At 35.0% G+C, this 6,819-nt stretch carries 8 protein-coding genes; 5 read left to right on the forward strand and 3 right to left on the reverse strand.

All coding sequences use genetic code 11. The features are described from left to right. Nucleotides 1-369: 369 nt before the first annotated feature. A complete protein-coding gene (locus tag ACT9TX_RS18025) occupies nt 370-744 on the reverse strand; it encodes a hypothetical protein (protein ID WP_481340436.1) in 375 nt (124 codons plus the stop codon). 543 nt (nt 745-1,287) lie between these two features. Then, nucleotides 1,288-1,833 carry a fasciclin domain-containing protein gene (locus ACT9TX_RS18030; protein ID WP_481340438.1) on the reverse strand — a complete coding sequence of 182 codons (546 nt, stop codon included), beginning with the start codon at nt 1,831-1,833 and terminating at the stop codon, nt 1,288-1,290. A 214-nt stretch (nt 1,834-2,047) separates the two neighbouring features. Between ACT9TX_RS18030 and ACT9TX_RS18035 the strand changes: the two genes are divergently transcribed. From ACT9TX_RS18035 to ACT9TX_RS18055, 5 genes are all read left to right on the forward strand, one after another. Beyond that, nucleotides 2,048-2,446 (forward strand): hypothetical protein, encoded by a 399-nt coding sequence (locus tag ACT9TX_RS18035; RefSeq protein ID WP_481340440.1) that lies wholly within the window; start codon nt 2,048-2,050, stop codon nt 2,444-2,446. A gap of 38 nt (nt 2,447-2,484) precedes the next feature. Further along, nucleotides 2,485-3,033, forward strand: a complete 549-nt coding sequence (locus ACT9TX_RS18040; RefSeq protein ID WP_481340442.1) for an inorganic diphosphatase — start codon at nt 2,485-2,487, stop codon at nt 3,031-3,033. A gap of 16 nt (nt 3,034-3,049) precedes the next feature. Beyond that, entirely contained in the window at nt 3,050-3,481 is a 432-nt protein-coding gene (locus tag ACT9TX_RS18045) for a sulfite exporter TauE/SafE family protein (protein ID WP_481340444.1), read from the forward strand. Nucleotides 3,482-3,532: 51 nt separating this feature from the next. Continuing rightward, complete coding sequence (locus ACT9TX_RS18050) at nt 3,533-3,715, forward strand: hypothetical protein (RefSeq protein ID WP_481340446.1); 183 nt, start codon at nt 3,533-3,535, stop codon at nt 3,713-3,715. A gap of 154 nt (nt 3,716-3,869) precedes the next feature. Continuing rightward, nucleotides 3,870-6,332 (forward strand): TonB-dependent receptor, encoded by a 2,463-nt coding sequence (locus ACT9TX_RS18055; protein ID WP_481340448.1) that lies wholly within the window; start codon nt 3,870-3,872, stop codon nt 6,330-6,332. A 5-nt stretch (nt 6,333-6,337) separates the two neighbouring features. Here ACT9TX_RS18055 and ACT9TX_RS18060 read toward each other — a convergent pair. Beyond that, on the reverse strand, nt 6,338-6,819 hold a 482-nt coding region (locus ACT9TX_RS18060; protein ID WP_481340450.1), incomplete at its 5' end, for a C40 family peptidase.

Raw genomic sequence — 6,819 nt, forward strand, 5'->3', positions numbered from 1 at the left:
CCATCTTAAAGCAACGGATAAATTTAATTTTATTGTATCAAAGAGCTAATTTATCTTTCGTACACCTGTGGTGCTATACCCAACTCGTTTATGACGACTTGGCTTTGAGAAAAGTTAGAAATAATTAGAAATGTTGTAAGTAAAATAAATAATTTGAATCTCCTCAAGTGAGAACGAAAAATTGATCGTATCATCTAATTGCAGTTAATTTTTAGTAGGGGTATATAAAAACAAAGGAACAAACTTAGTTGCTAAACTTTTATGAAAACCTGGTGTTACGACAATTAATTGTAAATTAATGTGTAAAAATAGATAAAGGCTGCATTTTTTATAAAAAATGCAGCCTTTATCTAAAAATTATTAATTTATTTACTTTTTGGGTGTTACTTTTTTAGGTGTATCATCCACTTCATACCCATAATCAGCCATTTTTTTAGGGTTTACTGCAAAGGCAGCCTTAATATTTTTAGTACTTAATGCTAAGTCTTCATCAATGGCTTTTAACAATAGGTCTCTTGCTGCATATTTCTTTTCCATTTGTCCTTTTAAATCTTCTGCTTCTTCGTGTAATGCTAGTGCTGCTGCTATAGTAGGGCCGGTGGTTGCCCAATTTAAGCCATCAACATGTTTTAGAATAGATGTAGTGCCATCGGCTGCATGCTTGCTGTACACTTTATCTGCCAATTCTAAACGTTCTTTAGGGTTGGTTGGGATAACTACCCTAGCGGTTACTTGCTTTGCCATAAATAATAGTTTTTATTGAGGCATGAAGATAATAAACTATTAAAATGATTTAATAAAGCAAAACCACTATCAATAAACATTGTGGATAAAATGTTATTTATGCAATATGTACTTATAAATACTACAAATGCCTTGTAAAAGGTGCCATCTTGAACGTGTAATTTACCTTACTGGGCAGCTTATTTACAAGATTTATTACATAATATGGCATATTGTACGTTTAAATTGACGAATTGTATAAAAATTTGGCAAATTATTTATACAATATGACAAATTACATAACTTTTTATAGAAAATATCTAATTAGGGTTTATTTACTGGCTAGCTTTACTACAAATGGTTTTAAAAAAAGCTGAGCAAGGTTGCTACTGCCCAATAATATAGCCCCGATTGCAGCGGCTAGCCCACAGTGCAGCGCAGCGGAACGAGGACTAATAGCGAAAAGCGGGACCACTGCTTGGCTTTGCATAGCTGCATGGCTACGGCATAAAAAAAGTCACCTGCAGGGGCAGATGACTTTTCATTTAATTTTTACTTAGATTATTATGGCATTACCACAGTATCTATTACGTGTATTACGCCATTGCTTTGAAATACATCTGCAATGGTTACAGTACTTGTACCGCCTTTTTCATCGGTTAAAATAAGTTTTTTACCTTTCATAGATGCTTTTAAAATACCACCTTGTACAGTTGTAAATAAGGCTGTGCCGTTACCTTCTTTAATTTTAGCAGCAATGTCTTTTGAGCTGTACTTACCAGCAATTACGTGGTAGGTTAAAATTTTAGTTAAGGTAGCTTTGTTTTCTGGTTTTACCAAAGTAGCTACTGTACCTGCTGGCAACTTATCGAATGCAGCATTGGTAGGTGCAAATACGGTGAAAGGGCCTGCACTTTGCAAAGTTTCTACCAAGCCTGCTGCTTTTACTGCCGCTACCAATGTGGTATGGTCTTTAGATTTTACAGCATTTTCAACAATGTTTTTTGAAGGATACATTGGCTCGCCACCTACAATAACTGTTTTTTCTTTTTGAGCGAATGAGGCATTTAATACAAATGCAGACATCAATAAAAGCGCAATTTTTTTCATGATTTTTTGTTTTTTGTTATTTATTTTTCAACACTATCAATTACGAGCGATGGTGTAGTTTGGTTTTTAAAATTTTAAAAAAAAAGCCGCTGTTTAAGATTTGCCTCAAATAACCTGAAAGGATTAAATAATAGTAAATAAACCCGTGCTGTATATTTTTGGTGTCATCATTTGAATGATGGTACTTATCTTCGCAGCTACTTGTATATATTATATGAAGTATCTATTCCTAGCATTTATTTTAATTACGGCGGCTTGCAAAAGCAGTACTGGCTACCTAGAAGCTAGTAGCGCATTGGATGCAGGCAGAGAGTTTATAGATGCTTCGCTAAAAGGCGATTTTGCAAAAGCTTACTTCTACATGCTGCAGGACGCTGAAAACAAACAGTTTTTAGATAAAATTGAAACCGACTATCGCCAAAAAGATAGAGATGGTAGAGAACAATTTAGGCAGGCGTCAATAAATATAGGTGAGATTACAGAAATTACAGATAAAGCTACCATTATTAACTATAGCAACTCGTTTGATAAAATAGGTAGAAAAATAAAAGTAGTGTACTTTAACAATAAGTGGGTTGTAGATTTTAAGTACACGTTTAATCCGAATTTATAAGCAACAATATCGTTTAAACAATCAAAAAAACAATGACTATGACAACAACAAGCGTTCTTCATCCATGGCACGGCGTAACTTTTGGCGACAATGCACCAAGAGTGGTAAATGCAATAATAGAAATACCACAAGGTAGCCGTTGTAAATACGAAATAGATAAAGCGAGTGGCTTGCTAAAACTAGATAGAATTATTTACTCATCTTTTCACTACCCGGTAAACTATGGATTTATACCACAAACCTATGGTGGCGATAAAGATCCGCTAGATATATTGGTAATAACATCGTTACCACTAGTGCCACTTACTTTAGTAGAAGCCAAAGTAATAGGCGTAATGCAAATGATAGATGGTGGTGAAGCAGATGATAAAATTATTGCTGTGGCTGCAAATGACCCAAGTGTGAATCACCACAACAATATTGAAGAATTACCCCCGCACTTTTTTAGCGAACTAAGACATTTTTTTGAAGAATACAAAGCCCTAGAAAACAAAACTGTGAAAGTGGAAGAGTTTGGCGACAAAGCAAAAGCCATTACTATTGTAACAGAAGCTATAGAGTACTATAAAGAAGTTTTTGTAAAATAATACTAACTTGAAAAAAATGACCCTTACAACTATTATTATCCTATTAATTATAGGGCTGGTTGCAGGAATGCTAAGCGGTATGGTAGGTGTAGGTGGTGGTATTATAATAGTACCAGCATTGGTGTATTTCTTGGCTTTCTCACAAAAGTCCGCACAAGGTACATCACTTGGTATTTTGCTGTTGCCAGTAGGAATACTAGCAGTAACTGAGTATTACAAGCAAGGTCATATAGATGTAAAAGTGGTATTAATGGTGTCGGCAGGTTTTTTAATAGGTGGCTTTTTTGGTAGCAAACTAGCTGTGGTGTTACCAGAACAAACACTCAAGAAAATATTTGCGCTAATGCTTATTTTAACAGCTATAAAAATGCTGTTTATAGATAAGGACAAGCCAAATGAAAAGCAAGCTAGCAAAACAGCAACTGAGATAGTAACAGAAAAAAAATAACAGGTTGCATACTTACAATAGCAACCCTATATTTGCAAAAAATAAATGAACATGGAAGCAAAACAATCAACTGCAAAATACTGGGTGTACTTCTTTATATGGTTAGTAATATTGATAGTAATGTTATATGACATCAATGGTTTCACTCGTAAATTCTTTTGGTTAGCGTTACCTGGTGTATTCACTTATTTTGTAAAAGCAATGGATTTAATAGACGAAAACACACCTGCTTAGTTATATAAGTTCTCACAATATTAAAAAAGCCGCTCTGAAAAGAGTGGCTTTTTTATTGGCCTAAATAGCACTACCATGTGAGTGCAAAAATTTAATTACACTATTCTAATTTATTTTTTAGATTTGTCTAAATTTAAAATTAGAACACCAAAATATGCACTTAAAAATTGGACTATTATTTTTCTCATTACAAATACTATTTACCCAAATAACGGCTCAAAGCACCTACTTAACTGGCAGCATTACAGATGCACAACAAAAGCCAATTGCAGGTGCAACCATCCTTTGCGATAACCATACGGCTATAAGTGACAATAATGGTACATTTCAGCTAACGCAACTAGCTATTGGTAAAAAGCAACTAGTAATTAAGCACACTAGCTATAAGAGCTACATTGGTATCATTAACATTACAGCAAGCAAGCAAGCTACCCTTGCCATTGTACTAGAAGCCAACAGCGACTTACTTGAAGAAGTCGTAATTACAGGTTCAGCCAAACAAACTTTTCTAAAGGAAAACCCAGTGAACATTACCAATGTTTCTAGCAAAATGATTGATAAAACAGTTGAGACAAATATCATAGATGCACTAGTGAAACATGTACCAGGTTTAAGCGTTGTGAAAACTGGCCCCAATATTTCCAAGCCCTTTATTCGTGGCCTAGGTTACAACAGAGTACTGACTTTATATGATGGTATGCGACAAGAAGGCCAACAATGGGGTGACGAACATGGTATAGAAGTAGATGGATACAATATGCAGAAAGTAGAAGTAATAAAAGGTCCAGCTAGCTTATTGTATGGTTCAGATGCATTGGCAGGTGTAGTGAGCATGTTACCTTATTTACCCAATAAAAAAGACAGCTTACTACATGTAAAATATGTCACAGAATATCAACACAATAATGGCCTAATTGGTAATGGCATTAGACTTGGCAAATACAATACACATTGGCTGTGGCAGCTAAATGGTTCGTATAAAATAGCTAAAAACTTTAGTAATGCAATTGACCAACGAGTATACAATACAGGCTTTAGAGAAACAAACTTAGCTGGCTTGATTGGCTTTCATAAGGGCGAAAATTATAGCAGAATTAGCGCCACATTTTACAACAACTTACAAGGCATACCTGATGGTAGCAGAGATTCTATCAGCAGACAATTTACCAAACAGGTTTATGAAGGTGCGATGGATGATATTACCAACAGACCAATAGTTAGTGACCAAGAACTAAATAGCTATAATCTAAGCCTATTACATCAACAAATACAACATTTAAGATTGTATACCAATAACCATTACAATATTGGTAACAGTACAATAGAGGCTACACTTGGCTTTCAGCAAAATACACGCATTGAATACACCCACCCTACTCTACCAAAACAAGCAGGTTTATATGTGCAAGTACAAACTATTAACTATGGTATTAAGTACACGCTGCCAACATTTAACAACCTTGAAATAACCATAGGCACAAATGGTATGCACCAAATAAATACTAGTAAAGATGCCACTGATTTTCCAATACCAAACTATCAACTTACAGATATTGGTGGCTTCATTTATGGCAAATGGAAACATAAAAAACTTACAGTCAGCGGCGGTTTTAGACTAGACACGAGACATGTAAAAGCAGATGATTTTTATGTAGGCACAGATGCCAATACAGGCTTTGATAGACAATATGCTTTACCAGATACAGCAGGTGCTTCATTGCAATTTCCAATGCTTGACAAACGTTTCAATGGCACTTCATTAAGCATTGGCGCTTCTTATCAAATTGCCAGTAACATTTACTTAAAACTCAACATAGCCAAGGGCTACAGAAGCCCGAGCATTACTGAATTAGCATCAAATGGCTTAGACCCAGGCGCACACATTATTTACCTTGGTAACAGAAATTTTAAACCAGAATTTAGCTTTCAGCAAGACTTAAGTGTTGCAGGAAACTTTAAGCAATTCAATGCTTCTATAAGCGTATTTAACAATCATATCAGCAACTATATTTACCTTAATCAATTAGCAGATGCAAATGGCAATGCGATTACAGATGCTCAAGGCAATAGAACATTTCAGTACCAACAAGCAGCAGCACAGCTCTATGGTATTGAAGCAACGCTTGACATTTACCCAAAACTCTGGCAAGGGCTTAGCATAAAAAATAGTGCAGCAATTACGTATGGCTTTAACCAAAATCCTACTTATAAAAACAAAGGTATTAATGGCGAATATTTACCCTTGATACCAGCAGCAAAATGGCTAAGCAGCATAGAACAAACTTTACAAACAAAATCATTGACTGTACCTAGCATCAACCTAAATATTGAAACAGAATATGTAGCTGCGCAGAACAGATATTTAGCTCTATACAACACAGAAACATTTACACCAAGTTATTTATTGGTAAATGTTTCAGCCAGTACTAACATCAAGTATGGCAAGCATGGCAACTTGCAAATACAAGCGCAAATCAATAACCTATTTGACCAAGCATATCAAAGCCATTTAAGTAGATTAAAATACTTTGAATACTACAGCCAATCAACCAATGGCAGCAATGGCATTTACAATATGGGTAGAAATATTTGTTTAAAATTGATAGTTGAATTCTAACAACATTAATAGCGTTTCACCACTCTTAAACGATGAGTTCTTATTCTTGTATCGCTACTTATAATACCAGCATTATCAATGGTATCAATTCTAACCCTACCACTTGCATGAATAATTTGGTGATTATTCAACATGATACCAACATGGGTAATAAAGCCAGCTTCATTATCAAAGAAAGCAAGGTCACCACAAATAGCTTCTTCTAAAAAGCCTAAAGCCCCACCTTGTTCTGCTTGTTGGTAAGCATCTCGAGGTAGTTGTTTATTAAACAGCTTATAAACCTGCTGCACAAAACCACTGCAATCAATACCAAACAATGTTTTGCCACCCCACAAGTAAGGTGTGTTTAAAAATACACTTGCATATTGAGTAACATTTTCTGGTAAAAAATCTGTCTTTGTAGCATCAAGTGCAGGGCAAACGCATCTAAATTTATTTTTTGCATACTTATTAAGTAAAGGCGAACGTTTTGGATAGAAAACATTTA

The organism is Parasediminibacterium sp. HNIBRBA5674 (assembly GCF_056745525.1).